28 protein-coding genes and 1 pseudogene are annotated in these 23,358 nt (G+C 44.1%); 28 read left to right on the forward strand and 1 reads right to left on the reverse strand.

Going from position 1 to position 23,358, the window contains the following annotated elements:
- The 28 genes and pseudogenes from D7V92_RS22535 to D7V92_RS17400 all read left to right on the forward strand — a co-directional run.
- The coding region (locus tag D7V92_RS22535; protein ID WP_233572871.1) for a hypothetical protein at positions 1-226 on the forward strand (226 nt) is incomplete at its 5' end.
- A gap of 115 nt (positions 227-341) precedes the next feature.
- Positions 342-761 carry a conjugal transfer protein MobA gene (gene mobA / locus D7V92_RS17265; RefSeq protein ID WP_121773375.1) on the forward strand — a complete coding sequence of 140 codons (420 nt, stop codon included), beginning with the start codon at positions 342-344 and terminating at the stop codon, positions 759-761.
- A gap of 25 nt (positions 762-786) precedes the next feature.
- Positions 787-882, forward strand: a pseudogene (locus D7V92_RS22750) (DNA methylase); the annotation flags it as partial.
- Between the two features lie 180 nt (positions 883-1,062).
- A complete protein-coding gene (locus D7V92_RS17275) occupies positions 1,063-1,434 on the forward strand; it encodes a BlaI/MecI/CopY family transcriptional regulator (RefSeq protein ID WP_121773402.1) in 372 nt (123 codons plus the stop codon).
- A gap of 13 nt (positions 1,435-1,447) precedes the next feature.
- Positions 1,448-2,107 (forward strand): phage head-tail adapter protein, encoded by a 660-nt coding sequence (locus tag D7V92_RS17280; RefSeq protein WP_121773376.1) that lies wholly within the window; start codon positions 1,448-1,450, stop codon positions 2,105-2,107.
- Complete coding sequence (bla, locus tag D7V92_RS17285; RefSeq protein ID WP_121773377.1) at positions 2,104-3,000, forward strand: class A beta-lactamase; 897 nt, start codon at positions 2,104-2,106, stop codon at positions 2,998-3,000. Before D7V92_RS17280 ends, bla begins: the two co-directional genes overlap by 4 nt.
- A gap of 9 nt (positions 3,001-3,009) precedes the next feature.
- Complete coding sequence (locus tag D7V92_RS22540) at positions 3,010-3,576, forward strand: zinc ribbon domain-containing protein (protein ID WP_233572872.1); 567 nt, start codon at positions 3,010-3,012, stop codon at positions 3,574-3,576.
- Positions 3,577-3,587: 11 nt separating this feature from the next.
- Positions 3,588-3,938, forward strand: a complete 351-nt coding sequence (locus tag D7V92_RS17300; RefSeq protein ID WP_199718918.1) for a hypothetical protein — start codon at positions 3,588-3,590, stop codon at positions 3,936-3,938.
- Between the two features lie 40 nt (positions 3,939-3,978).
- Positions 3,979-4,407 (forward strand): hypothetical protein, encoded by a 429-nt coding sequence (locus D7V92_RS17305; protein WP_147441529.1) that lies wholly within the window; start codon positions 3,979-3,981, stop codon positions 4,405-4,407.
- Between the two features lie 78 nt (positions 4,408-4,485).
- Positions 4,486-5,274, forward strand: coding sequence for a hypothetical protein (locus D7V92_RS17310; RefSeq protein WP_121773379.1), 789 nt, complete (start codon positions 4,486-4,488; stop codon positions 5,272-5,274).
- Positions 5,264-7,048, forward strand: coding sequence for a DUF4303 domain-containing protein (locus tag D7V92_RS17315; RefSeq protein ID WP_121773380.1), 1,785 nt, complete (start codon positions 5,264-5,266; stop codon positions 7,046-7,048). The genes D7V92_RS17310 and D7V92_RS17315 overlap by 11 nt, the downstream gene beginning before the upstream one ends.
- A gap of 9 nt (positions 7,049-7,057) precedes the next feature.
- A complete protein-coding gene (locus D7V92_RS17320) occupies positions 7,058-7,705 on the forward strand; it encodes a hypothetical protein (RefSeq protein ID WP_057250586.1) in 648 nt (215 codons plus the stop codon).
- Between the two features lie 98 nt (positions 7,706-7,803).
- Positions 7,804-8,406, forward strand: coding sequence for a uracil-DNA glycosylase family protein (locus D7V92_RS17325; protein WP_057250588.1), 603 nt, complete (start codon positions 7,804-7,806; stop codon positions 8,404-8,406).
- Between the two features lie 2 nt (positions 8,407-8,408).
- Complete coding sequence (locus tag D7V92_RS17330) at positions 8,409-8,858, forward strand: DUF6194 family protein (protein ID WP_057250590.1); 450 nt, start codon at positions 8,409-8,411, stop codon at positions 8,856-8,858.
- A gap of 41 nt (positions 8,859-8,899) precedes the next feature.
- Positions 8,900-9,580 (forward strand): zinc ribbon domain-containing protein, encoded by a 681-nt coding sequence (locus tag D7V92_RS17335; protein ID WP_121773405.1) that lies wholly within the window; start codon positions 8,900-8,902, stop codon positions 9,578-9,580.
- Between the two features lie 148 nt (positions 9,581-9,728).
- The gene (locus tag D7V92_RS17340) at positions 9,729-10,529 is read left to right on the forward strand and encodes a helix-turn-helix domain-containing protein (RefSeq protein ID WP_121773381.1); all 801 of its coding nucleotides are present in this window, start codon (positions 9,729-9,731) and stop codon (positions 10,527-10,529) included.
- An 82-nt stretch (positions 10,530-10,611) separates the two neighbouring features.
- A complete protein-coding gene (locus tag D7V92_RS17345; protein ID WP_121773382.1) occupies positions 10,612-11,214 on the forward strand; it encodes a TetR/AcrR family transcriptional regulator in 603 nt (200 codons plus the stop codon).
- Positions 11,211-11,840 (forward strand): hypothetical protein, encoded by a 630-nt coding sequence (locus D7V92_RS17350; RefSeq protein ID WP_121773383.1) that lies wholly within the window; start codon positions 11,211-11,213, stop codon positions 11,838-11,840. Before D7V92_RS17345 ends, D7V92_RS17350 begins: the two co-directional genes overlap by 4 nt.
- The gene (locus tag D7V92_RS17355) at positions 11,837-12,643 is read left to right on the forward strand and encodes an EFR1 family ferrodoxin (RefSeq protein ID WP_121773384.1); all 807 of its coding nucleotides are present in this window, start codon (positions 11,837-11,839) and stop codon (positions 12,641-12,643) included. The genes D7V92_RS17350 and D7V92_RS17355 overlap by 4 nt, the downstream gene beginning before the upstream one ends.
- A gap of 92 nt (positions 12,644-12,735) precedes the next feature.
- Positions 12,736-13,101, forward strand: a complete 366-nt coding sequence (locus D7V92_RS17360; RefSeq protein WP_121773385.1) for a VOC family protein — start codon at positions 12,736-12,738, stop codon at positions 13,099-13,101.
- 164 nt (positions 13,102-13,265) lie between these two features.
- Positions 13,266-13,631 (forward strand): BlaI/MecI/CopY family transcriptional regulator, encoded by a 366-nt coding sequence (locus D7V92_RS17365; protein WP_121773406.1) that lies wholly within the window; start codon positions 13,266-13,268, stop codon positions 13,629-13,631.
- A gap of 2 nt (positions 13,632-13,633) precedes the next feature.
- The gene (locus tag D7V92_RS17370; RefSeq protein WP_121773386.1) at positions 13,634-14,974 is read left to right on the forward strand and encodes a M56 family metallopeptidase; all 1,341 of its coding nucleotides are present in this window, start codon (positions 13,634-13,636) and stop codon (positions 14,972-14,974) included.
- A 165-nt stretch (positions 14,975-15,139) separates the two neighbouring features.
- Positions 15,140-15,556: a DUF3795 domain-containing protein gene (locus D7V92_RS17375; protein ID WP_233572873.1), complete on the forward strand. Its 417-nt coding sequence runs from the start codon at positions 15,140-15,142 to the stop codon at positions 15,554-15,556.
- A 4-nt stretch (positions 15,557-15,560) separates the two neighbouring features.
- Positions 15,561-15,905: a DUF3795 domain-containing protein gene (locus tag D7V92_RS22545; protein ID WP_121773387.1), complete on the forward strand. Its 345-nt coding sequence runs from the start codon at positions 15,561-15,563 to the stop codon at positions 15,903-15,905.
- 1 nt (position 15,906) lies between these two features.
- A complete protein-coding gene (locus D7V92_RS22100; protein ID WP_158598892.1) occupies positions 15,907-16,707 on the forward strand; it encodes an META domain-containing protein in 801 nt (266 codons plus the stop codon).
- 7 nt (positions 16,708-16,714) lie between these two features.
- A complete protein-coding gene (locus D7V92_RS17390) occupies positions 16,715-18,094 on the forward strand; it encodes an alpha/beta hydrolase (RefSeq protein ID WP_233572874.1) in 1,380 nt (459 codons plus the stop codon).
- A 4-nt stretch (positions 18,095-18,098) separates the two neighbouring features.
- Positions 18,099-20,408 (forward strand): ATP-binding protein, encoded by a 2,310-nt coding sequence (locus D7V92_RS17395; RefSeq protein WP_121773409.1) that lies wholly within the window; start codon positions 18,099-18,101, stop codon positions 20,406-20,408.
- Positions 20,401-21,723 (forward strand): sigma-54 dependent transcriptional regulator, encoded by a 1,323-nt coding sequence (locus tag D7V92_RS17400; RefSeq protein ID WP_121773388.1) that lies wholly within the window; start codon positions 20,401-20,403, stop codon positions 21,721-21,723. Before D7V92_RS17395 ends, D7V92_RS17400 begins: the two co-directional genes overlap by 8 nt.
- 145 nt (positions 21,724-21,868) lie before the next feature.
- Here the strand turns inward: D7V92_RS17400 and D7V92_RS17410 are convergent, their stop codons facing one another.
- Positions 21,869-22,963, reverse strand: a complete 1,095-nt coding sequence (locus D7V92_RS17410; RefSeq protein WP_370036539.1) for a phage integrase SAM-like domain-containing protein — start codon at positions 22,961-22,963, stop codon at positions 21,869-21,871.
- Positions 22,964-23,358 lie beyond the last annotated feature (395 nt).

Raw genomic sequence — 23,358 nt, forward strand, 5'->3', positions numbered from 1 at the left:
TTTCGATAAGTGGCTGCATATTGCGTCGATAGGTAGCCATTGTCCGGTTCAAACCACTGTCCGATACCGTGTTAAGGGCGTAACTTTGCACCCGAACAGTGAGGAATACCCGGATGAAGCGACTTGGAGTTTGAAAGGTGTTTTCCCAATCCGACAAACGGAGGATTTTTGTGCCCTCAAAGACACAGCAAGATATATTTTCAGTTACCCGAATAATTCTAAGTAACTGAAAACACCTTCACTGCCGTGGGCAGAATTATCCTCCGCAGTCGGATAATTTCGGGGTTCCTTAATCAAAGATTAAACAATGGACAAGCCATAAAATTAAAAGAATAAGAAGAATGAAAAAGAAGAGCAAGTACGGGAGAAATCCCAAATTGAATCCGAAGACACACTGCGTGATGGTGCGCTTCGATGATGTGGAATGGAACAGGTTCCTGACGATGTACGAGGAATCACAGGTGTATGCGAAAGCCGTCTTTCTGAAGGCGCATTTCTTCGGACAGAAGTTCAAGGTGCTGAAGGTGGACAAGACGCTGGTGGACTACTACACCAAACTGTCGGACTTCCACGCCCAGTTCCGTGCCATCGGTACGAACTACAATCAGGTCGTTAAAGAGTTGCGCATCCACTTTTCGGAGAAGAAGGCGATGGCGTTGCTCTACAAGTTGGAGAAACATACCATCGACCTTGTGAAGTTGAGCCGGGAGATCGTGGAACTTTCAAGGGAGATGTATGCTAAGTGGGAACAACAGAATTGAAGAAAGTAGCCTGATAAATGAACAAAGTTCGTCAAACAACTTCATTGCCGATCATGTCATCATCGGACATCCGGGTTTTCAGTTAAAGGATGAAAACCGTCCGAAAGGGATAAAAATGTAAATAAAAAAATGAAGTAAGCGGAATAATTATCTACATTCTCTTGCTTCATTTTCATTTATTAATCTATAAATTTCATTGTCGTAATAATAACGTTTGCTTATAAATCATAAAAATAGCCGTATTTGCTTGACCGACTAATTTATTTAGACTAATTTTGCATATACCAAATTTCATTTGATGATGGAACAACTTACCAAGCGTGAAGAAGAAGTGATGAACAAGTTTTGGGAGAAGGGTGAAGCTACCGTTAAGGAGATTATCGCCACTTATCCCGAACCTCGTCCAAGCAGAACCGCCATATCTACATTCGTGAAGTTTCTTGTCGAGAAGGGCTTTTTAGGCCACAAGCCGGCAGGAAACAACGGATTCATCTATTATCCCATTATAGAAAGAGAGGAGTATTGTGGCAATAATCTGAAAAATGTCGTTCAGCGATATTTCAATAATTCCATTCGTGGCGTGATAAGCACTCTTGTAAGAGATAGAAAAATGTCAGACGATGAAGTCCGGGAGTTGATAAATCAGGTGATAGAAGGCAATCGCCAAGAATAAGACTGATGACAATATGGATAACGAACTGATAGAATTATGCAGTAAGATAAAAGAAGAAATCTCCAATGAAAACACATTTCATTTGGGGATTGAAAATCTGTTGCTGTTGCGTAAACAATTGTTCAACGCCATATTACAATTAAAAGCGGAATTATGTCGTGATGATTTTAATGCTATGCCATTCATAGGAAAGGATGGCTTTCACAGCAAAACAATCGCTTATTCCATCTGGCATATATTCCGTATTGAGGATATTGTCAGCCATACTCTGATTAACGGAGATGTCCAAATATTCTTTTCCGAGAATTTTCAAGAGCGCATCGGTTCTCCGATAATAACTACCGGCAATGAACTTGTAAAACAGCGTATCGGTGACTTTTCGGAAAAATTGGATTTAGAGGCACTATATCAATACTCTACAAAGGTCAAAGCTAATACTGAGTTTATGCTCAAGAATCTGGTATTCGCAGATTTGAAGCGTAGTTTTACAATCGAAGATAAATTACGTCTTGAATCCTTATGTGTAGTAAGCCAATCCGATAATGCAAAATGGTTGATAGATTACTGGTGTGGCGAGGATTTGAAAGGGCTGATTCTTATGCCGTTTTCCAAGCATTGGATGGCTCACATCTACGCTTGTATGCTAATTAGGAACAAACTGTATTCAAAATGAGAAAGTTACTGTTTATAATTATATATTTGTCTTTTATATCGCCTGTTTTCGCTGAAAGAAACATGACGATAGAGAATGCTTTGCAGGAGTATATCAAAGGGAAAGATGCCCGGATAGGTGTCGCGGTCATTATCAATGGCAAAGACACCGCTTCTGTCAACGGCAATCGGGATTTCCCTATGATGAGCGTAGTCAAATTTCCGCTGGCTCTGACGGTAGCGCACTGGATAGATACTAACGGTATGTCGCTGAACGATTCCATAACATTCAGGAAGAATGACTTGAACGAGGACACATATAGTCCAATGCTCAAAAAGTATGGTAAGAGCCGAAATACCATGACTATAAGAGAACTGCTTGAATGGTCTTTGATTGAGAGTGACAACAATGCGGCAGACATACTCCTGCATCGCGTCGGTGGAACATCGGGAGTAACATCAATAATGAGGCAAATGGGTATCTCTGATGAGATTGTAATCGGAGCCTCGGAAGAAGATATGCACCGTGATCCATACCTAAGCTATCTTAACCGTACCACACCTTTGGCAATGGCGCAGCTATTTGATAGGTTTTACCACGAATTGAGAAACGCATCACAGTCATATTCTGAAATATCCGTCATGCTTGAACAGTGTCGCACGGGGCTTGACAGGCTTGCTTTACCCCTTTTGCCTACTAATGCCCTGATAGGACATAAGACAGGTACAGGATTTCCGACACCCGAAGGTCGTATATCCGCAGTAAATGATTGTGGATATGTGAATTTGCCTAATGGTACAAGATATTCTATTGCCGTGTTTGTTGCTGATTCCAATTACGACATAGCAACGACCTCAGCCATCATTGCTGAGGTTTCTAAGATTGTCTTGGAAGGTTTGATTAAACAAAAATAAGATAAGAATATGGAACATAAATTTTGTCAAAGCTGCGGAATGCCGCTGACTACAGACAACAAAGGTACTAATGCTGATGGCAGTCGCAACGAGGATTACTGTATCTACTGCTATAAGGATGGCAGATTCACACAAGACTTCACTATGGAGCAGATGATTGAACATTGCGCTCAGTTTACCGACGAGATAAACAAGGAGTCAGGACAGACCTTGACACAGGAACAGGCAAAAGACATGATGCGTCAATTCTTTCCACAACTCAAACGCTGGAAAAACCGGACAGCCATGTTTATTACAATTCTGACATATAAGAAACCGCTTGAAGAAGTCGACCGTTTCCTTCAGGCACATCGTGACTATCTTGCCGAGCACTATGCGGCTGGCGATTTCATCGCATCCGGTCCGCAGACTCCCCGCGTGGGCGGCGTAATATTGATAAAGGCCGAAAGCCGTGCAGTGGTTGATTCTATCATCAAGCAAGATCCGTTCTACATCAATGGTGTTGCTGACTACCGGATTGTCGAGTTTACTCCGACAATGTTTGTGGAATCGAGCCTTTCCGACATACTAAAATAAGTATTATACTGATGGTTAATAAAAGAGCTATAATTATTTGGCTGGCAATCACAATCCTTGTGATGTTAGCATTGCCTTTTGCCGTTGCCCGGCTTGCGTCTGAATGTTCCGGAATGGCACTGTGCATGATGCTTTTCTTAATTGTGAATCCTATTTATTCTGCGATTCTTGGTTATCGCTGCGGGAAAGACATAAAGAAAATGTGGAATTTTCCATTGGTGTCAGCCGTAGCGTTTCTTGCCGGGACATGGATTTTCTTTGACATACATGAATTATGGTTTGTCGTCTATGCAATAGTATATCTTGCAATAGGTTGGATAGCAATGGTTATCAGCAAGTACTTGAATAGACGTGTTCAGTAGAGTTAACAAGAGTACTAATTAAACCGAGTAAATCATCAAGATGAAACAGAAGAATCTTTTATGTTTGTTTATAGGTTGTGCCATGACAATTGTATCATGTAGCCAATCAGCGAATAATAGCCAAGACTCTGCATTAGCAGGTGGTGACAGACCCTCATTTGAATATACTGATGCTGACAGGACGTTTGGTGTTGTACTTGAAATTTCAAGCGACAGCCTGATAACTTGCAACAATAATTTCTCTGGGCAGGACAGTGACCCTTTGATATTAGATACAAGTAATCCCGCTTTCACGGATTTTCTATCCAATTGGTTTGCATCAATGGATTCCGTTCAGATAAACCGACTCAAAAACGGCTCTGAACTTCACATATCAGTAGGAGATGGCGTTACGGACGCAACTATCGAAAAGGTTAAACGTAGCGTCATGAAATGTGGAATCAAGGGGATGTCAATATCTAATTTCTGACGGAATCATATTACGATGCCATACATATCAATCGAGAGCGGCAAACTGACCGCTGAACATAAAAACCGTTAATTGAAAATGAGCAACGATACACGAGACATCTTTTCCGGACTTAAAGTCCGCAAGCCACAATATGTGTTGGGCACAAAGAACGGGGATATACGCACATCAAACGTGACCGAGGAAAAGATCCTTGATGCCATAGACGACATTGAGGATAATGAATGCGTATACCTTGAAAAATGCGTGCCGGTGGTGTTAGTCAGCTATGCAAAGGCATACTCAATTGATTACTTTAAGGATAGCAGTATAGCGGTATGTTTTATGGTCAACGGGTATATGCTGCGAATGTGGCGGTCGGACGTTGATTGCGACATGGCCGCCGATATCATGTGTGACTTCTTCCGCACCGCATTGCTCCCCGATATGACCGGCTGGCACTGTCAGAAAATCCATCCCGAGCAAGAAAAGGCAGAGACGAAACTATGTGTTGACGGCGAGGATTTCCGATACTTTGATATGGCGGATGTGTTCTGTGCTTTGGAAGATATCATAGAGGGCAAATCGCTATGGATGCTTTATGATTTCACTAAAGGCGATGGCGGGTATATCAACATCCGCAGGCGTGACAATGATACCGCTCCGACCACCGGATATAAAGTTGAATATGTAAGGTGGTCGGAGCCGGTGCCTATTGGTTACAGAGGTGTTATTTTTGATGTCGGTCTCTTGCGGAACTGGCTGTGGAGTCTGATTGATGGCGAGAGATTGCCCGATCCTCTGAGCTGTTGGGAGGAGTTTGACGTAAACGATTATTTTGGAAGACTGGTATTCAGATTTTTAGACGAAGAGAAAGATGAAAGGTAAATATAGCAGGCAGGTGAAAACGGCAGTCAAGCTGATTTGGTCAAGTTTTGACCGCGATGAAATACGCCGGGGATACTCAATACTTATACTGGAGGCGCAAAAGGGCGATGCAGATGCGCTGGCATTCATAGCCCGCTGCTTCATGGGTGAGTCGTATGTGTGGCCGCAGGCAGGCTTCAAAGCTGACGATGAAAACGCATCGAAGCTGATGCAGAAGAGCGCGATGATGGGCAGTGCCACGGGCGTTCTTTGTGCTGCGCGAAGCGCAAACCTCACCCCTTCGGTGGAACGTGCAATGCCGTTCGCCTCGTTTAAGGAAGCGTTTGAGGAGATTCTCGGTCAGGCAGAGCGTGGCGACGCCTTCTGTTGCTACATGGTCGGCAATGTGTATTATTGGGGCGACTATCTGCGTGTCGAGCTAGACTATGCCAAGCAATTCAAAGACGAAAGCGACTATAACGCATGGGCCTGGCCGATAGCAAAGGTGTGGTACGAGCGCAGTTTCGACGGCGGGCTTTGTGCCGGATGGGGCAATTACTGCGACATACGCAAATCCGGCCTCTGCGAGATTGCGCAAGATGTTTATGAGAAATATTACTTGATGCTGGCGGATATTTCACCCGTAATCTGCAACAACTACGGCTATTATCTCCGCACCGAGAAGGGCGACTCATACGGTGGGCTGTTGCGATATGTGGAGGCTGCCCGCAGGGGCGACCCACAAGCCGCATACAATGCAGGGCATATCTACGAAGCCGGTGAAGAAGTGGATGAGAATATCGACCTTGCATATCAACTCTATGAAATGGCTGCCAAATGCGGACATCCCGCAGGACAATTTGAGGTAGGATATTATCTGTTTGAAGGCTTCGGTGATGTGGAGCAGGACTACGCCAAGGCTGTGGAATGGTTTGAAAAGGCATACCAAAACCCGAAATGCAGCGAGACCACCCGGACGCAGACCGCCGCCTACCTCGGTTTATGCTATCAGGAGGGGCTGGGAACAGTTCAAGACGACGATGTGGCATTCGAGTATCTTCATGAAGCCGGGGAAGACATCGACAACCTATGGGAGTCAATAACCGTCAAGGTGCTCACCGCACTCGGCGTGGCGTATGCCTTCGGTCGTGGCACCGAAACGGATATAGAACTGGGATACCAATATCTTGAGGATGCCGCAAAACTCGGTTCGGAAGAAGCTAAAGAGTATATCGGCTACATAAACTCGTCGGACTTTGAAGCCAACTGGCGGACAAAAGAACAGCCGGCGACGCCCATAGCCCCCTTCTGGCAGGAAGTGACTGAAAAAATCAGAGATGCGGTTGCAACTGACCTGCGCGAAATTCTTGGGCGCATAGATGATGAGCACATATACACTGCCGCCTTGGTCACCGACAGGTATTGCTGCTCTCTTTTTCTCGCTGTGAACACGTTGGAGTACCTTCAAAGCGAAGACGAAGAACCCGATGACGAGAGCAAATGGCATCCGGATGAATGGGGATATTCTGACGGACATGGCAGCGAACTGGTGAAGCTCAGCAAATCGCTGTGGGAAAACCACGCCACTTTGCCGGGCGAAGCCTTTTTCTTCAGCGCAATGATATCAGCGATGGCGCAGGTCAAAGGCTCGGGAATATTCGGAGAAGGCACCGAAGAAATCACATTCTTCATTTCAATATCGGATGATGAAGACGCTGAAAATCTCGAAGACTCGTCAGCCATGACACTGAACAGCCCCGAACTGGCAGCAGCTTTTTTGAATAGAAACAAGTAACATCATATTATGGCATATTATACTGTTTACTGGCCTCAGGACTGGTTGGACGAACTAAGAAAATCAAATGACACAGGGCCTATAAAAGTAGTGTTTGGCAGCATCCACTCAAGGATGCCATCAATAGCATCAATAAAAGAGGGAGATGTCGTATTTCCGGTCTCATTGCTTGATAGGCATCTCTACATAATGGCAAGATTGGAAGTGACTCATAAGGAAAGAGCCTTCGACTATTGCATAAGAGAACTCGGAAATCCTTACAGGTCTCTTATTCCCGAAGGTGTTGTCGTTAAGGTCTCTGACGCATTCTTTTGTGCAAAAGACGTTTCTTATAAAAGTCTCCAGAGTGTGCCTGAGAATCTCACGATGATTATTCCCGGCGACAAACCCCATTGCAAGCATCAGGAACCGTTTAATTGCTGTGCCGAATGGGCAGTATGGGGAGAAAATGGCAGTGTTATCCAACCGCGCCTCATTCCTGATGAGGTTGTGCCACTTCTTAGATTCGGTTATCCGAAGAGTAAAGAGAAGCCATTACGAATCAATTCAAAAGGAGTTGTGTTGGCTCAAAGTATAGCTGCAACCCGGCGTTTGTCGGAGGAATCTGCAATGTTTTTTGAAGAAATCTTTAAACCGATTGAAAACGTTGAACCGTAGGTCAACAAGATAATTATATGCTGCAAATTTGGCTTTGAGACTATAACAGAGTGAGAGCAGGATTATTTAATGGTTAACATTTGAATTAAAAGTAAATCATGAATATAAAGTCGGAACTACAACAACTCTGTGGGGATACCCAAAATCTACGGCTTAATGACGTAAATATTGAGCCGGAAACGATACAGGCAATCATGATAAATGAGGTTGTCCCGTCATGTCCGGAAGATGATTTCTATGGGAAACCGGATTCCGCGTATATGTCAACGACAATTCCGATGTTCAGAAAAGCAGGAATAGAGATAGGTTCAGTACAAGACATTCTGAATAATGGAATTTACATTACCAATGCTGTCAAGGCACCTAAAACCGAATATGCCGTTTCAAAGGAGAGCATAGAGGATAGCCTGCCCTATCTGGAAAAAGAGCTTGCTTTGTTTCCAAACGCCAAGGTTATCATGCTTATGGGGGATGTGGCAAAGAAAGCCTTTAATATGATATGCAAGAAGGCGACCAAGAAAAATGCCGTTCCAAGTATATCTACTTACAAGTTACGTAATACAGAGATTTTCTATAATGGAATACGCATTATGCCCTCTTACATTATGACCGGCCAGAACATTCTGATTGAAAAGTCAAAATTCGAGATGGCATCGAAGGATATAGAAACGATGTACAGGTTAATTAAATGTTTTGATTAAAGATGGCTATTGCACCTGATGATATTTTGAAATATTGCCTTGACAACCTTGAAGGGACGGTCGAAGTAAACAGTTGGGGCGAGCGTGGGATTTTCTACAATCCGGATGGAGTGTTGAAACGTGGGGTTTATATCTTGACGATAAAAGAAAAGGATGGCGACAATGATCGAGCTTCCCACCTTGACCGCAAGGATGTGTGGCGAATAAATATAGGAGTCAGAAAACAGACTTTCCGCACTTTATTCGGAGAACTGCCCAAACGTCCATGTAAAGGTTGCATTGTAGATATGCCGTATGAATTTACCGCAAAGGATGTCATTATGCCGCATCCGGTTTATGCGTGGATGGGCTGGATTTGCGCTTTAACCCCATCTGAAGCGACATTTGAATTATTAAAACCTTACATCCTTGAATCCTACGAATACGCAAAAGAGAAATTCAAAAAAAGATGACGGGATAGTGAACTGATTATTTGAAAACGATGATAGAACATATGGAACAAAGATTTTGTCAAAGCTGCGGTATGCCCCTTGTAGAGGGTAACATCGGCACAAATTCAGACGGCAGTAAAAGTAAGGACTATTGTGGCTACTGCTACAAAGGAGGTGTTTTCCTCCAAGATTTCAACATGAGCCAGATGATAGAGTTCTGCACTCAGTTTACCGACCAGATTAACAAGGAAACGGGTTGGAATCTGACGCCCCAACAGGCAAAGGCTCAAATGCAACAAATCTTCCCAACACTCAAACGTTGGAAAGAGAAAGATGAAAGAAGTTTGACTGAAAAAGCTACACACCTGCTTTTGCAGTGCAAAGAGGTTACGTTGGCATCGGTCAATGCAGATGGTTTTCCACGCCCTGTGCCATTGGATAAAATTCATTCGTTAGGATGCAATGAGGTCTGGGTAGTGACCGCAGCAGACTCCGAAAAGGTTGCCGATTTCAGGCTCAATCCCAAAGCCGGGCTTTCCTATTCATTTTATGGCGATAGTGTTGCTTTGCGCGGCACAGTCGAAATCATTACGGATGATGTAACCCGCAAGCGGATGTGGCAGGAGTATTTTATAAATTATTTCCCCGCCGGCCCGGCAGATTCGAACTATGTGCTTATTCGCTTTATCGGAAATGAGGCTACCATCTGGATAAACCGCGAGTTTGCTCACATCACCATATAACACATAAATTATGAGAGATTCGGAACAAATGTATCCGGTCGTTTTTACAACAGCTATCATTCAGAGGAATTTACGGTTGAGTGAGGCATATAACACCAATGTCCGTTTTTTACTATCATCGAAAATAATCATGTCGTAATTTTGCGGGATGCAGACATTCAGAATCATACAGCCAACGCCTGCCCTGAAACCGTTCATACGGTATTACTGGATATTGCAGGATAGTACCTCAGGCATAGTGTCGCAACGCACTTTGCCGACGGGCTGTATGTCGCTTGTGTTCCATCGTGGCGAAAGGCTGAAAGTCACGAACCGTGATGAATTACAGCCGCAGAGTTTTATTTGCGGTCAGGAAAGCGGCTATTCAGATGTGGCTTCAACCGGCGACATTGAAATGATTGTGGCAGTATTCCAGCCTCATGCGGCAAAAATATTCTTCCGTATGCCGGTCACTTTACTGCGTGACAGGAATGTGGCGGTTGCGGACATTGAAAATCCAGCCTTGTGTGATTTGGCACACAGAGTTGAAGACAGTGAAAATCACGACATCTGCATTGAGCTGATAGAGAATTATTTCTATAAGTGCCTGATGTACGGGACACCTTATCATCTGCCACGACTGGCGGAAGTGGTACGTCATATCAACAATTCCACTCAGACAAATATCAGGGCACTTTCGAATATTGCGTGCCTGAGCGAAAAGCAATTCTCCCGGATTTTCTCGGAAAACATAGGAACGACACCCAAAGATTTCATGCGTATAGTCAGGTTGCAACGTGCCTTATCTGTCATGCAGCATAATGAGGGAATAGGTTTTGCGCAGCTGTCATACGAATGTGGGTACACCGACCAATCCCACATGATTAAAGAATTCAAGCTATTCTCCGGCTACACACCGAAAGAGTATATTGCTCGATACTCTCCTGTTTCCGACTATTTCACATTTTGAAAAATAGCGTTTATACAGCCTTGTATTTGGTTGTCACCGATTATTTTTATAATTTTGTCACCACTTAGTGACATTATATAAGATGGAATTGAAAGAAACAGAAAAGAGGCTCCTTGAAGCCGTGAGCCATATCGTAGAGAACGACGGTTTTACCAAAATCGGAGTTAATCGCATCGCTAATCAAGCCGGATGCGATAAGGTTTTGATTTATCGCTATTTCGGTGGGTTGGATGGTTTGCTCGTGGAATGGGCAAAGCGTCATGACTATTATTCGTTTGCCTATTCAGAGTTTATTGACACCATTAAACGAGCCAAAGACGGTAACATAAAGCAGATTGTTAAGGATGTGTTTATGTGTCAGCTTAGCTATCTAAAAGATAATGTAATCATGCAAGAACTTTTGGTATGGGAACTTTCAGGTCATTCATCTTTCAAGGGAATTATAGAAGAACGTGAGCGTGTCGGTCATAAATTGCAGGAGGAACTGAACAGGTATTTGGGCAAGAGTGTCGACAACAATATGTCGATTGCAATAATCATATCCGCAATCAACTACATTGTTCTTTTCACAAGGCAATACCACAAAATCAACGGCATAGATTTCAGTAACCCGGAAGCATGGGAAAGAATGGAAGCTATGATTTCCAAATATGTGGATTTTATCTTTGACAATAACTGTCTATGAAACATATTATTACAATAGTACTTACATTATTTCTTGCAGCATTTGCTATGGCGCAGGAAAGAAATTACATTTCCATCTGCGGCAAGACCAAAACATCCATCAAATGGATGGAAGAACGCAAGAATGGAAAGATATACCTGTACACGGTTCAAGGCAATGAGAAGCATGAGTATATCTTAGGAAGCGGTTATAAAACAGAGAGTTGGAAGATAGTAAATACTTCTTCAAACACCAATCTGTCAATCAGTCTGAATAATGGGATATACTCCATATCCGGCAAATTCAATGGAAAACAGATTTCAAAAAAGGTGAAAAGTAAAGGCAAGCCGTGGTATCAAAACATAGCCTATAATGCGGGATTAACTCTGAAAAATGGCAGGTCTGTGGAATACGAATGTTTTCGCCCCGACAACATAAAACTATATACCATGTCGGCAGCAAAGAAAGGAAATGAGAAATTAGACGGAAAGAATGCAGTAAGAATCGAAGTCAGTCTTACCGGCTTTATGTCTGCTTTCTGGAGCTGTGATTATTACTTTGACACGAGTTCTCTGATGTTTGTAGGCTATAAAGGCGTAAATGGAGGCCCCGGAACACCTGAAACAAAAATATCAGTCGCAAGATGAAGACAATAATATTCTATCGTTCCTCATATAGAGGAAACACGTTGAAGATTGCGGAAAGCATGAAGGATGCCCTATCTGCCGAATTGGTATCTATCGACAGCAATCCTTCAATCGACCTGTCGGATTATGACCTTATCGGCTTTGGCTCCGCGATTAACTTTGCCGCTCACGATATACGACTTCAACGATTTGTTACAAGTCAGAATCTTAAAGGTAAAAATGTGTTCATATTTTCTACCCGTTGCAGACCTTTTTTGGGGGCATATCATAGCCCCCTCAAAAAAATCATAGAGAGGAAAGGTGGAATTATAGTTGGCGAATTTTCCTGCCGAGGATTTGACCGCACCGGGCCGTGGGTTCTGATGGACGGCTACAATAAAGCCAGACCGAATGAGCGGGATATGTTCAAGGCAAGACTGTTCTCGGAAAAGCTTCGGTGGAAATTGCATCCTTTGGCATTTGTTTGTAAAAATCCGATTGCAGGATATTCTGAAAGCATACCGATACGCCGCAAGGGTTCATATATAGTAGCCGGTAACAAGGTGGTGTTTCTCAATACCTCTACCTGTATAAAGTGTGGAAAATGTATCAATGTTTGTCCGATGCACATATTCTCACTAAAAGATACGGCTTTGCCGATGGACGAGAAAAATTGTATCCAGTGCCGATTATGCGCCGACAACTGTCCGACATTCTCAATATATATCCAAGAATCTTTCTTGAACGGATTGCGGATAGCTCTCAGGGAATCATTCAGTAACAAATTGCAGAATAATTATAAAGCTGAGGATAATCATCATTAGGTCTTTTAACCTAACACGGATGTCCGCTTTTTACTATCACAGGCTATTACATCGCTGTAACTTTGCAGCGTACTAATCAAATAATAAAAAGTATGATTGCATTTTTTGAAATCCCCACCAATGACTTTGACAAGTCGGTGGCGTTCTATCAGGCACTCTTCGGCGAAAAGCTGGAAGTGTCGCAGTTCGGCGACGAGAAAATGGCCTGTCTTATGAAAGACGGCAAGAGTGTTTGCTCAATCTCCTCGGCCCCCTCGTTCCCCGGTTTCTCACCCTCTAATGGAGGCGTGCTGGTGTATCTCCAATTAAAAGACTTGGAAGCAAGCGTGAAGACAGCTCTGGACAACGGAGCAACGCTCGTAACCCCCAAGACCAAGATTCAGGTTGACGGTTGGGGTTACTTCGCCATCATCGCCGATCCTGTAGGCAACCGCATAGGGCTTTATGGCGACAAGTAAAGAGCCGAAAACGTAGGTTACAGTGGAGAGAACTACTCGGTTTTCTCCACTATCCGTATCTATAATCAATTTTTTCTGCCATATCATTTTGTTGTCTAAAATAATTAGACTACTTTTGCATTATCAAATCGTCTAATTTAATTAGACTATATAAAATGGAAGATATGAGGCCATTAACAGAAAGAGAAGAAGAAGTGATGAACTTCTTTTGGGAAAGCGGGGCACTCTCGGTTCGAGATGTTGTTGCCCTTCACGATGAGCCGAAGCCAAGTCGGACGACGGTAGCCACATTCGTGAAATTTCTCGAACAGAAAGGCTATCTTGACCACAAGGCCGAAAGCACTGGCTTCATATATTTCCCAATAATAGAGCGAGAGGATTATTGTGGACAAAATCTGAAGAGTGTCATTAGGCGGTATTTCGACAATTCCATTCAAAATGTTGTGAACTTCCTGATTAAAAGCGAGGAATATAGCGATGAAGAAGCTAAGGAAATAATATTGCAAATATCTAACAGAGGAAAGGAATAACAATGGCAGGCATATTTTTAGCATATTCATTATTGGCAAGTACCCTCTTGATTGTAGTCTGGGTGGTGTACAAATGCGTTCTTGCCAATATCGGATGTTTCCGGTTCAACAGGATATTGTTGTTGTCCAGTATAACGCTTGCTTTTGTTTCCCCCATCTTCATACTTAATCCCTTTTGGTTAGCGGATATTATGGAGAATAATATTGAAATCGCTTTTAATCCGGTAGAGGTTGCCTATATAGCCAATACGCTATCAGAGCAAATCACTCCGATATGGGATTATATAGTCACACTTTACCTTATAGGAGTTATTGTCATGACTATTTATTTCCTTGTTTCACTGGTACGGCTGACACTGTTCATTCTCAAAGGTGAGCATATAAAACAGGATGACTGCCGCATTATACTTCATCGCCATAACAGCGTCGCCCCGTTTGCATGGTGCGGATATATCATGATGCCAAGACGTGACTGGTACGAGTTCGGGCAGATGATAGTATGCCATGAAAAAGCGCATATAGAATGTCGCCATTGGATTGACTTGCTTTTTATGCAGGCAGCGATTATTATCACTTGGTATTGTCCCGCTATATGGCTTCTGCGCAATGAGCTTCATACCCTTCATGAGTATGAAGCCGACAGCCGTGTGCTTGCATCGGGCATAAAACGAGAGGAGTATCAGATATTTCTAATAAAAAAGACAGTTGGAGCAAGGTTCGCTACTCTTTCCAACTGTCTAAATCACAGTTCACTTAAAAAACGTATAACTATGATGTTATCAAGCAAACCGACAGGCAAAGCCCGTGTGCGTGCCTTTGTCATGGTGCCTGCAATGGCACTCGCGTTAATCGGTCTGGCAACCCCTGCGGTGTCAGCAGTAATCAACGAGGTATCAGCCGCTACACCGGTGGAGGATCTGCGCTACAAAATTAGCGAAAAATCCGACTCCACCATTCGAGTGACAGAAAGAAATTCAGACGTGGAGGTAACTGAAAAGGCTGATGCCGCAGACGCTGTGCCATTCATTAAGACCGAAACCGCTCCAAACTTTCCCGGAGGTAAAGATAAGTTGACGGAGTTTGTCAACAAGAATATATCTTTCCCTGAAAGCACATACGTCAACGGTATTCTTGATATGGATGCGGTGGTTCAGCTCACAATCGCTAAAGACGGTGTAGTAAAAGATGCCCGAATTGTAAAAAGCTCAGGCCAAGTGCTGGATGCCGAAGCTCTGCGTGTGGCTCGTATGCTTCCAAAATTCCACCCCGGTCTCAATGGAGGACTACCTGCGGAATCAAGTTACACACTGGCTTTCAACTATTCGGTCAACAAACAGCAATAAAACTTCTAAAAAATACATATATCTTATCTGATACTTGGAGTGTGCCGTATTTTGCAGTACGGCATACCTTGTATCATTAGTAGCCTTAGTTATCTCTAAGAGATAGACTGCGATATAAAGGTCTTATAGTCGGGATGATTCCGACAAGTTGAATTAATCAGTTTTATGGACAGGAATATGATTGCCCTATGTGGGATAAACTGCGCTGTTTGCAGCGAAGCATTGCGAGAAGATAGTCCCTGCGTGGGTTGCCGTAGTGAGGGCAATAAAGGTGAGTATTGTGCCAATTTATGCAAGATTGTCAAATGCGAGATACGAAAAAGTCTGCCGGACGGATTCTGTGACAAATGCCCTCAATACCCTTGCCGGGAGATTGTCAATAAGGAGTGTTGGTATGCCAACGCCTATCCGATGATAGAATCGCTGATGGGCAATCTCGCCTTTATTGGAGAGAACGGTCTTAAAAAGTTCTTACAAAGGGAAAAAGAACGTTGGACTTGCTCCGATTGCGGTGGTGTCATATCCATGCATAACGGAAAATGTTATGGCTGTGGCAAAAATTATACAAATAGAAAATATTGAATATATGGGAAATATGACAACAGATATAAACAATATAGCCGCCTGTGGGCTGTATTGTGGCGCGTGTCGCAAATTTTTGTCTGGGAAATGCCCCGGATGCAGGAATAACGAGAAAGCATCATGGTGTAAAATCCGCAAATGCTGCATAAACAAAGGCTATCATACTTGTGCCGAATGCGAGTGTGACGTAAGAGAGTGTAAAACCTATTCCAACTTTATAAGCAAAGTGTTCGCTTTGCTCTTCAACTCTGATTGTCCGGCTTGTATCAGCTATATACGGGAACACGGAGAAATAGCGTATGCAGAGGAAATGAACAAGCGAAAATGTCAGACAATAAAACGCAAATGATATGAAAACAAACATTCTTACAGCAATAATGCTTGCATTAGCCATATTGGTTGGCTCATGCAATTCTCCGTCAGATAATGCCCTGTACAGAGAATGGAGACTTGAGAAATACAACTGTATTGCCACATCATCATACGGACTGACACAGGTGAACGAAAATTGTGATTATGTATTGCAACTTGACAATACTGGAGTATTCTCCTGTACCACCGACTGCAATACAATCTCCGGTAAATTTGAAAAAAGTAAAAGCGCCTTGAAATTCTCCGGTATATCCTTTACCGAGTTGGCTTGTGATGACATGATGGTGGAAAGAAGCATAGTATTTAATCTGCCATGTATCAAATCATACGAAATTACGGATGATGCCATTTTGGTATTGAAAGATGATAAAGGTCATATACTGATGGAACTAATAAGATATGATTTACCGGATGAAAGTTTGTGTGGGAAATGGAGACTTGAAAAGTACAACAGTATCGTTACAAATTCAAACGAACTTACAGACGTAAACGAGGAATCGGGCTGCGTTTTACAGTTGAATAACACCGGATTTGTCTGCACCACTGACTGTAACATTATATCAGGCAATTTTGTAGAGGATAATAATATCTTGGGCTTCTCCAACATATCCATGACTGAAAAGGCAGTAGTGGGTATAGTATCTTGTGATGATATGGAATTGGAGAGAAGTATAGAGGCAAATCTACAATGTGTCAAGTCATACGAGCTAAAAAATAATGCCGTGCTGTATTTGAAAGATGTATATGGACATATACTGATGGAGCTAACAAAGCAATAGTTTTACAATGATGAAAAGAATAATAATTGCAGCTATTTTAGCCACTTGTTCCATGTTAAACATCATGGCTTCCTATGATAATATTTCGGGAGCGTGGCATGGTACGTTGAAGATAACTCCACAAGTGGAGTTAAAGATCGTGTTCAATTTCAAGACAGGAGAAGATGGCAAACCGTCAGTTACGCTTGATTCTCCGGATCAAGGTGCATACGGAATAGCCGGAGAAGTGAATTTCCTTTCGGCTGATTCTGTAAATGTGACAGTTCGACGCATCGGATTGACGTTTACAGGACGGAAACAAGATGGGAAACTCATTGGGAAATGCACACAAGGAGCAATGAGTGCCGCCCTTGAATTATCGCCGGGCATTGTGGAATTAAAGCGACCTCAAACACCTAAGCCACCATATCCATACACTACAAAGGAGGTTCGTTTCAATAACTTATCAGATAGTGTTACTCTCGCTGGGATACTTACCTTGCCTGAAAGTTTTAATGAGGCAAATCCGGCTATTGTAATGATAACAGGTAGCGGACTGCAAAACCGCGATGAAGAAATATGCGGACATAAACCGTTTGCTGTCATCGCAGATTACCTTGCCCGAAACGGCATTGCGACTTTACGATATGATGACCGAGGATATGGAGAATCTACCGGCGACGGCAAAAATGCCACCACTGAAGATTTTGCACGGGATGCGAAAACAGCAATGGAATACCTGCGCAAAGAAATGAAATTCAAGAACGTTGGAATACTGGGGCATAGTGAGGGAACGGCAGTGGCGTTCATGTTGGGAGCTGATAACAATTCGGGATTATTCTCAAATCCGAATTTCATTATTGCCATTGGCGCACAGGCGGTTCGAGGTGACTCGCTTTTGATAGACCAAAGCGCAACAATGTTGGAACAAGGCAATATGCCGACGGATATTGTATCGGATTATGTTGAGGCATTGCGCAAGATGTATGAACTGAAAATAAGGGTGGGTAACAATATGGCGGTTGAAAATATTGAGGATATATGTGCAAATTGGAAGAATACTCCCGTTCATACATCTTTGAAAGCCAATCTGAAAAAGATTGCGGCTGACAATAACCCGTGGCTAAATTACTATATCTGTTTTTCACCGGCGGAAAGCATTGCTGATACGGATTGCCCGGTATTCGTACTATACGGAGAAAAGGATATACAAGTTCGCCCGGAACTGAATATGCCTCAAATGCAACGACTCGCCCCGAAAGCGATCGTGAAACTTTATCCCGGACTTAATCACCTTTTCCAGTACGCTCAAACAGGATCGGTACAGGAATACGGTACAATCGAGGAAACAATCTCCCCTGAAGTCCTTCAGGACATTGTTGATTTTATCTCCTTCAAACCTCGCTAATTTTATGATTTCAATCCGCAAGTTAATATCATGTGGCTATATTCTAATATTCATACTAATAGGAATGATTATATATTGCTATCAGTATGAATGGAAAAAACTTGAAGTATTAGAGAAGGAGAACCGAACCACTGATAAGTTGCGCCGACATGTTAATGAATTAAACTTTCGCTTAACAGGATTTTCTCTGTTAGGAGAAACAATATTGGAATGGGATAATGAAGACATGGAACATTACCATGCCCGGCGTATGGCAATAGACAGTATGCTGTTCCGTTTCAAAGCTATCTATCCGGCAGAGCGTATCGACAGTATGCGCCATATTCTCGAAGACAAGGAGCGGCAGATGCGCCAAATCGTGCAGGTACTTGAACAGCAACAAGCCATCAAAGATAAGATAACCAGTCAAGTACCTGTAATCGTGCAGAAGAGTGTGCAAGAACAACCCAAGAAGCTGAAGCGAAAGGGCTTCTTGGGCATCTTTGGTAAAAAGGAGGAAGCAAAGCCCACCGTGACTACCACGATGCTCCATTCTCTTAACCGGAATATGATAGCCGAACAACAAGCGCAAAGCCGCCGTTTATCGGAACACGCTGACAGTCTTGCTGCACGAAATGCCGAGCTTAACCGTCAGTTAAAAAGTTTGATTCGCCAAATAGATGGAAAAATACAAGCTGACCTGCAAGAGAGAGAGGACGAGATAGCCACCATGCGTGAAAAATCGTTTATTCAGATAGGTGGCTTGACAGGATTCGTTGTTTTGTTATTGATAATCTCTTACATAATTATCCACCGAAATATCACCCGTATCAAACGATACAAGCGAGAAACTGCGGATTTAATAGAACAGTTGAAACAGTCTGTTGAACAGAACGAGGCACTGATAGCTTCCCGCAAGAAAGCCGTGCATACCATTACCCATGAATTACGTACACCGCTGACGGCAATAACCGGTTATGCCGGACTGATGCGGAAAGATTATAATACGGATAAAATCGGGGGTTATATCCAAAATATTCAGCAGTCCTCCGACCGTATGCGTGAAATGCTCAACATCCTATTGAGTTTTTTCCGTCTGGATAACGGTAAGGAACAGCCGAACATTTCTCCGTGCAGGATTTCCGCAATCATTCACACGCTCGAAACAGAGTTTATGCCAATCGCCATGAACAAGGGATTGGCTCTGACAATACATTGCCACAAGGATGGCCTCGTCCAAACAGATAAAGAACGTATCCTGCAAATCGGAAATAATCTGCTGTCAAACGCCATCAAATTCACGGAGGAAGGCGGTGTGTCGCTGACTACCGACTATACCGATGGAGTTCTGATAATTACTGTTGAAGATACGGGTACAGGCATGACCGAAGATGAACAGCAACGTGTGTTCGGTGCGTTTGAACGTTTGCCAAACGCTGCCGCAAAGGACGGCTTCGGATTAGGTCTTTCCATTGTTCTGCGTATTGTGACAATGCTCGGCGGTATAATCCGGCTGGAGAGCGATAAAGGTAAAGGAAGTCGCTTCACAGTGGAAATACCCATGCAGACAGCCGAGGAACTGCCGGAACAGATAAATCAAACACTGATTCATCATAACTATACATTCCATAATGTCATTGCCATCGACAATGACGAAGTGCTTCTTCTGATGCTGAAAGAAATGTATGTACAGGAAGGGATACACTGCGATACCTGTACCAATGCGGCGGGACTGATGGAAATGATAAGGAAAAAGAAATACAATCTATTGCTTACTGACCTGAATATGCCGGATATAAACGGCTTCGAACTGCTGGAACTATTGCGCACTTCCAACGTGGGTAATGCAAAGACGATTCCTGTTGTCGTGACAACCGCTTCGGGTAGTTGCAGCAAGGAGGAACTTATAGGACGTGGATTTGCCGATTGCTTGCTCAAACCGTTCTCCATATCGGAACTGATGGAGGTTTCAGACAAATGCGCCATGAATGTGGCGCAAAATGAAAAACCGGATTTCTCCTCCCTGCTGTCATACGGCAATGAAGCCGTCATGCTGGAGAAATTGATAACGGAAACCGAAAAGGAAATGCAGGCAATCAGGGAAGCGGAACAACAGAAAGACCTTCAGGAACTGGACGCCCTAACACACCACCTGCGCAGCTCTTGGGAGATAATCCGTGCCGACAGACCGTTGAGGGAACTTTATAAACTGATTCATCACAATGGCACACCTGACGACAAAGCAATAGGCAATGCCGTAAGAGCCGTGCTGGATAAGGGTTCGGAGATAATCCGGCTGGCAAAAGAAGAAAGGAAGAAATACAACAATGGATAAGACAAAAATCATCGTGGTGGAGGACAACATCGTGTATTGCGAGTTTGTCTGCAACCTGCTGGCACGTGAGGGATTCCGTACCGTGCAGGCTTTCCGCCTCTCGACAGCGAGGAAACTTCTGCAACAGGCCGCTGACGGGGACATAGTGGTTTCCGACCTGCGCTTACCCGATGGTGACGGCATCGACCTGTTGCGTTGGATGCGCAAGGAGGGTATGACGCAGCCGTTCATCATCATGACCGACTATGCCGAAGTGCATACGGCGGTTGAAAGCATGAAACTCGGTTCGCTGGACTACATACCCAAACAACTCGTGGAGGACAAACTCGTACCTCTGCTCCGTACCATACTGAAAGAACGGAATATCGGACGAAGCCGTATGCCCGTGTTTGCTCGTGACGGTTCCGCCTTTCAGAAAATCATGCACCGGATAAGGCTGGTAGCCCCCACCGATATGAGTGTGCTGATCTTCGGAGAGAACGGCACGGGCAAGGAGCATATCGCCCACCATCTGCATGACAAAAGCAAACGTTCAGGCAAGCCTTTCGTGGCGGTGGATTGCGGTTCGCTTACCAAAGAGCTTGCGCCGTCGGCGTTCTTCGGACACGTCAAAGGGGCGTTCACGGGTGCGGACAGCAGTAAGAAAGGCTATTTTCACGAGGCAGAAGGCGGTACACTGTTCTTGGATGAGGTTGGCAACCTCGCACCGGAAACCCAGCAGATGCTTCTGCGAGCCATACAGGAACGGCGGTTCCGTCCCGTTGGCGACAAGTCTGACCGGAGTTTCAATGTCCGCATCATCGCCGCCACCAACGAGGATCTGGAGAAGGCGGTCCATGAAAAGCGTTTCCGGCAGGACTTGTTGTACCGTCTGCATGACTTCGAGATAACTGTCCCGCCGTTACGCGATTGTCAGGAGGACGTCATGCCGCTGGCTGAGTTCTTCCGTGAAATTGCGAACCGGGAACTGGAATGCGATGTCATCGGCTTTGACGGGGAAGCCCGCAAGACATTGCTGACCCATGCGTGGCCGGGCAATGTCCGCGAGCTTCGTCAGAAAATCATGGGCGCGGTGTTGCAGGCACAGACGGGTCTTGTCACGAAAGAGCATCTGGAACTTGCCGTGACGAGGGCGACCTCACCCGTCAGCTTCGCCCTGCGCAGCGATGCGGAAGACAAGGAGCGTGTCTTACGCGCGTTGAAGCAGGCGAACGGGAACCGCAAGGTTGCCGCCGAACTGCTCGGGATAGGACGTACGACGCTGTACAACAAACTGGAAGAATATGGATTGAAGTATAAATTTCAGCAATCATAGTCCATAATTCGCTGAATTTAGTTACCCACAAAAGTATGTTTTTTCAAAAAATAGTATTATATTTGCATTTAGAAAAAGTGTTCTTTTGATTTAATGCAAAACGAGGTAAAATACAGAACTTCGCTTGTTTCTAAATCGTTACCCATCAAGAAACGAATCTTTGCAAACTATTCAAATTCAGCGATAAAGACAATTCGTAATGTCTTCTCATGTGAAACGAGATGTCCTTTGTTATCCCGCACTCTTTCATCACCTTTTTCAGTGGTTTGCAGATAGACCAGTAGTTGAGATTGGGGAACACGAGATTATTCTCTTGCAAAGGACGGTAACGCTCTATTATCTGCAAGGGTATATCCAGCAGTTTCACTTGGAACGGCACTTTTGTCTTGTGCCGTTTGGATAATATCCACTTCTCACCGTTCACTTCCACGATATTGTCATAGGTCAGTTCCTTGATGTCCACGAAAGAGAGGGCGGTGAAGCTGGCGAAAACGAAAATATCACGGATATAGGACAGCTTGGCATCCCCGAACTCGTGCGTCATCAACGCTTTCAGTTCGTCTTCCGTTAGGTATTCACGTTCCTTTACATTCGGGCTGATGTGGAATTGGGCGAACGGATTTCTCGGTATCAGACCGTTGAAGTGCGCACGCATGACAACGCCTTTCAGCCACATGCACTTTTCCCATATCGTCCCGTTGTGCAGTCCCGCTTCCGTTGAGAGGTAGGCGGCAAACTCCTTGATGAAGTCGGGCGTAATCTCCAGCATGGACATGTCCGTCCGTCTGTAGAAAGACTTGATGAACGCTGCCACATGGTTTCTCGCCACCACCCGTGAACGGTAGGTTGCCATAACCCTGTCCTTGCCGACACGTTTCTTGAACACCTCGTTTTCACGGTCGAATGCTTTGAGCAATGTCTCGTACTCGCTTCCGATGCCCTGATAGGCATTGCGCACCATTTCTGCAGTTACGAACGCTTCACGGTCGGATATGCGTTGGTAGTGCTTGATGATTTGCGCCTTGATGTTGTCCAATGCCAAATTGATGTCCCGTGCCTCCTTGCTCTTGCCTTTGGCTCGGTTGCCCTTGATGTCCCAAAGCGTTTTCGGGACACTCTGTTTGCAACTGAACTGCGCCACAGTCCCGTTGATTGTCACTCGTCCCATGATGGGGACAATGCCGTTTCTCTCCTTGCTGCCGTTCACGTAGAACAGCACTTTGAATGTACTTCTTGCCATACTCGTTTTTTTGTTTGCAAAGTTATTACTCAACGAGTTAGACCTTGATAAGCAAATCGGCGCAGAACGGCGCAATCAATGCAGGGAGCGTTAAAAATGCATCCCGCTTCGGGTAACGATTTGAAAACCGTTCTGCTTCATAGAACTGCTTTCCTTTGCGTTTCCCGTTTTTTGCGGTTGGCTTCACCTGGCACTATAAACGCTTTATAGATAGGCATTTCAGTGACATTTCAACCTCTTTTGTCGGTTATTCCAAAGATTTTCTGTAAGTTTGTAATTATTTTTTATTAATGACTTACCTTGCTCGCTACTTTTTAGAGGACAGCGATAAAGGTGATTAAACGAATAATGAACGTCTAAGAATCGGGGGTGAGTGGTGTCAGTCCCGATTCTTT

Origin of the sequence: Parabacteroides sp. CH2-D42-20 (genome assembly GCF_003670185.1) — a bacterium.
Classification (GTDB): domain Bacteria; phylum Bacteroidota; class Bacteroidia; order Bacteroidales; family Tannerellaceae; genus Parabacteroides; species Parabacteroides distasonis.

Coding starts and splice junctions, on each gene's coding strand:
- D7V92_RS17330 (WP_057250590.1), top strand. CDS start 8,409: ATGGCTATTGCACCTGATGATATTTTGAAATATTGCCTTGACAACCTT.
- D7V92_RS22540 (WP_233572872.1), top strand. CDS start 3,010: ATGGAACATAAATTTTGTCAAAGCTGCGGAATGCCGCTGACTACAGAC.
- mobA (WP_121773375.1), top strand. CDS start 342: ATGAAAAAGAAGAGCAAGTACGGGAGAAATCCCAAATTGAATCCGAAG.
- D7V92_RS17315 (WP_121773380.1), top strand. CDS start 5,264: ATGAAAGGTAAATATAGCAGGCAGGTGAAAACGGCAGTCAAGCTGATT.
- D7V92_RS17360 (WP_121773385.1), top strand. CDS start 12,736: ATGATTGCATTTTTTGAAATCCCCACCAATGACTTTGACAAGTCGGTG.
- D7V92_RS17395 (WP_121773409.1), top strand. CDS start 18,099: ATGATTTCAATCCGCAAGTTAATATCATGTGGCTATATTCTAATATTC.
- D7V92_RS17375 (WP_233572873.1), top strand. CDS start 15,140: ATGGACAGGAATATGATTGCCCTATGTGGGATAAACTGCGCTGTTTGC.
- D7V92_RS17325 (WP_057250588.1), top strand. CDS start 7,804: ATGAATATAAAGTCGGAACTACAACAACTCTGTGGGGATACCCAAAAT.
- D7V92_RS17305 (WP_147441529.1), top strand. CDS start 3,979: ATGAAACAGAAGAATCTTTTATGTTTGTTTATAGGTTGTGCCATGACA.
- D7V92_RS17280 (WP_121773376.1), top strand. CDS start 1,448: ATGGATAACGAACTGATAGAATTATGCAGTAAGATAAAAGAAGAAATC.
- D7V92_RS17300 (WP_199718918.1), top strand. CDS start 3,588: ATGGTTAATAAAAGAGCTATAATTATTTGGCTGGCAATCACAATCCTT.
- D7V92_RS17310 (WP_121773379.1), top strand. CDS start 4,486: ATGAGCAACGATACACGAGACATCTTTTCCGGACTTAAAGTCCGCAAG.
- D7V92_RS17335 (WP_121773405.1), top strand. CDS start 8,900: ATGGAACAAAGATTTTGTCAAAGCTGCGGTATGCCCCTTGTAGAGGGT.
- D7V92_RS17350 (WP_121773383.1), top strand. CDS start 11,211: ATGAAACATATTATTACAATAGTACTTACATTATTTCTTGCAGCATTT.
- bla (WP_121773377.1), top strand. CDS start 2,104: ATGAGAAAGTTACTGTTTATAATTATATATTTGTCTTTTATATCGCCT.
- D7V92_RS17390 (WP_233572874.1), top strand. CDS start 16,715: ATGATGAAAAGAATAATAATTGCAGCTATTTTAGCCACTTGTTCCATG.
- D7V92_RS17320 (WP_057250586.1), top strand. CDS start 7,058: ATGGCATATTATACTGTTTACTGGCCTCAGGACTGGTTGGACGAACTA.
- D7V92_RS22545 (WP_121773387.1), top strand. CDS start 15,561: ATGGGAAATATGACAACAGATATAAACAATATAGCCGCCTGTGGGCTG.
- D7V92_RS17365 (WP_121773406.1), top strand. CDS start 13,266: ATGAGGCCATTAACAGAAAGAGAAGAAGAAGTGATGAACTTCTTTTGG.
- D7V92_RS17340 (WP_121773381.1), top strand. CDS start 9,729: ATGCAGACATTCAGAATCATACAGCCAACGCCTGCCCTGAAACCGTTC.
- D7V92_RS17355 (WP_121773384.1), top strand. CDS start 11,837: ATGAAGACAATAATATTCTATCGTTCCTCATATAGAGGAAACACGTTG.
- D7V92_RS17370 (WP_121773386.1), top strand. CDS start 13,634: ATGGCAGGCATATTTTTAGCATATTCATTATTGGCAAGTACCCTCTTG.
- D7V92_RS17400 (WP_121773388.1), top strand. CDS start 20,401: ATGGATAAGACAAAAATCATCGTGGTGGAGGACAACATCGTGTATTGC.
- D7V92_RS17345 (WP_121773382.1), top strand. CDS start 10,612: ATGGAATTGAAAGAAACAGAAAAGAGGCTCCTTGAAGCCGTGAGCCAT.
- D7V92_RS17410 (WP_370036539.1), bottom strand. CDS start 22,963: ATGGCAAGAAGTACATTCAAAGTGCTGTTCTACGTGAACGGCAGCAAG.
- D7V92_RS22100 (WP_158598892.1), top strand. CDS start 15,907: ATGAAAACAAACATTCTTACAGCAATAATGCTTGCATTAGCCATATTG.
- D7V92_RS17275 (WP_121773402.1), top strand. CDS start 1,063: ATGGAACAACTTACCAAGCGTGAAGAAGAAGTGATGAACAAGTTTTGG.